1 protein-coding gene is annotated in these 2079 nt (G+C 55.4%); it reads left to right on the top strand.

Annotated elements, in window-relative coordinates:
• Positions 1-107 precede the first annotated feature (107 nt).
• Positions 108-2048: a PEP/pyruvate-binding domain-containing protein gene (locus HMPREF3277_RS07205; protein WP_070870542.1), complete on the top strand. Its 1941-nt coding sequence runs from the start codon at positions 108-110 to the stop codon at positions 2046-2048.
• Positions 2049-2079: the final 31 nt, after the last annotated feature.

Here is a 2079-nt window from a genome sequence, read left to right as displayed (position 1 = left end):
TTGTCCTGATTTAAATTTAATCCACTATACAAACTGAAAAAAGAGTCAGGCTTGATTTTCAGACGACCTTTTCTTGCTACAATCCGTTTTTTCTCGTTGCCATTATCATGAAAACCAGCGTCTGCCTCTCCCTATTGTTCCTGCTCGCCGCCTGTCATCCCAATGCCGAAGTCGCCGATACCGCCGCGCCGACTGCGCGCAAGCCTTCTTATTTTGAGTCCGACAAACGCCAAGCCGCCACGCCGGTCAAAACGCAGACCCCCGCGCTGCCCGCCATCCGCAGCCGCGCCGATTTCGACCTGCTTTCGCGCGTTTACGAACAAGACAGCGAATACGAAATCCCGCATATCCTCTTCCTTATCGACCGCGAAGACAACAACCGCACCGACTACATCAACACGCCGAAATACCGCCTGCACGAAACCTATCTCGCCGAGATTTTGAAGCCGATGCCGACGCGCAAAGAATTGTTCGAACAATACCGCAGCCCGAACCGCCGCTTCCTGTTCGGCACCATCAGTTGGCAGAACAGCACTCAAGAATACGTTTACGAATTTTGGGAAGGCGACAAAATCACGCCCGAATTGCTGAAATTGGCAGAAGGTCGTCTGAAAGACAGTTTCTTCGCCCCGCTGCGCTACAAAACCAATTCCCTGTGGCAGGAAACCGTTGCTGCGCAAAGCAAAGTCCCCTTTGTAACCCAAGAAAGCCTGATACAGAATTTCCCTTATCTGCCGTTGCATAGGGGGAAAGCGGTAGGCACATTGCGCGTCATCACTCAGGAAGACGACCTTTACGATGTCGGTGCGGACGACATCATCATCTTGAAAGAAGTGCCGCTGGTGTTGCCGCCCGTAGCAGGCATCATCAGCGAAAAACCGTCCACCGCGTTGTCGCATGTGAACGTCTTGGCGCGCGGCTGGGGCATTCCCAACATCTACCTCAAAGACGCAGAAAAAATCCTCGCGCCCTATATCGGCCGCCGTATCGAATTGGCAGCAGACGCAAAACAATACCGGGTCGCCCAAACCAACCGAAACACAGCCGCCAAAACCTTTTCAGACGACCTCTACCTGCCGCAGCCAGACACTGCCGATTACAGCCTGCGGCCGCTTGCCAACTTGCGCCGTGAAGACAGCCGTTACTGCGGCAGCAAAGCCGCCAACCTCGGCCATATCCGCGCCCATATAGCAGGCAGCAACGTCCCCGACGGATTCTGCATCCCCTTCGCCTACTACCGCGCCATGATGGACAAACTCGGCATCAACGCGGCAACACTGGCGCAAATTGAAACACAAAGCGGCGGCGACAACCGCAAACGCCGCACCGCCCTGCTCGCCTTGCAGAAAAAAATCACCGATGCCGAAATCCCGTCCGAATGGAAACGCACATGGGCGGAACAATGGCGCAGCCAGTTAAACAGCAAAGGCGTGTTCGTCCGCAGCTCGTCCAATTCCGAAGACCTGCCGAATTTCAGCGGCGCAGGACTGTACACCACCGTGCCGAACGTAACCGGCGAAAACGCGCTGGCGGAAGCAGTGAAACAGTCTTGGGCTTCCGTCTTCAATTACAGCGCGTACGAAGCCCGCCGCATCGCCGGACTGCCGCACGACAGCGTGAAAATGAGCGTCTTCGTCCAACAAAGCATCAATGCCGACCTCTCCGGCGTACTCGTTACCGTCAATCCCTACGATACCGCGCAGAAAAACACTTCCTACATCGCCGCCAAACGCGGTCTGGGCATTCGCGTGGTCGAAGGAAAACGGGTGGCGGAACAAGCCGTTTACAACCGCCGCAACGACGCCGTACAACGCCTCAGCTCCTCCAACGAAACCACCGCGCTGCAACTGGATGAAAACGGCGGCGTCAGGGAAGTACCGATCACCGGCGGCAACGTCATGAATCACGACCAAATCCGCCTCCTCGACCAAGCAGGACAGCAAATCAAACAGCTTTTCGGCAACGGCGAACAAGACATCGAATGGGCTTTCGCAGGCGGCAAACTCGTCATCCTTCAGGCAAGGCCTTATTTAAACGGCAGGCGGTAAAGTGGATTAACTTTAAACCAGTACGGCGTTG

The organism is Neisseria sp. HMSC70E02 (assembly GCF_001838645.1).
GTDB classification, from domain to species: Bacteria; Pseudomonadota; Gammaproteobacteria; order Burkholderiales; family Neisseriaceae; genus Neisseria; species Neisseria macacae.
This window is presented reverse-complemented; position numbering and strand designations above follow the sequence as displayed.

What these genes read in the sequence shown, in the direction of transcription:
- HMPREF3277_RS07205 (WP_070870542.1), top strand. Translation starts at nt 108, where the DNA reads ATGAAAACCAGCGTCTGCCTCTCCCTATTGTTCCTGCTCGCCGCCTGT.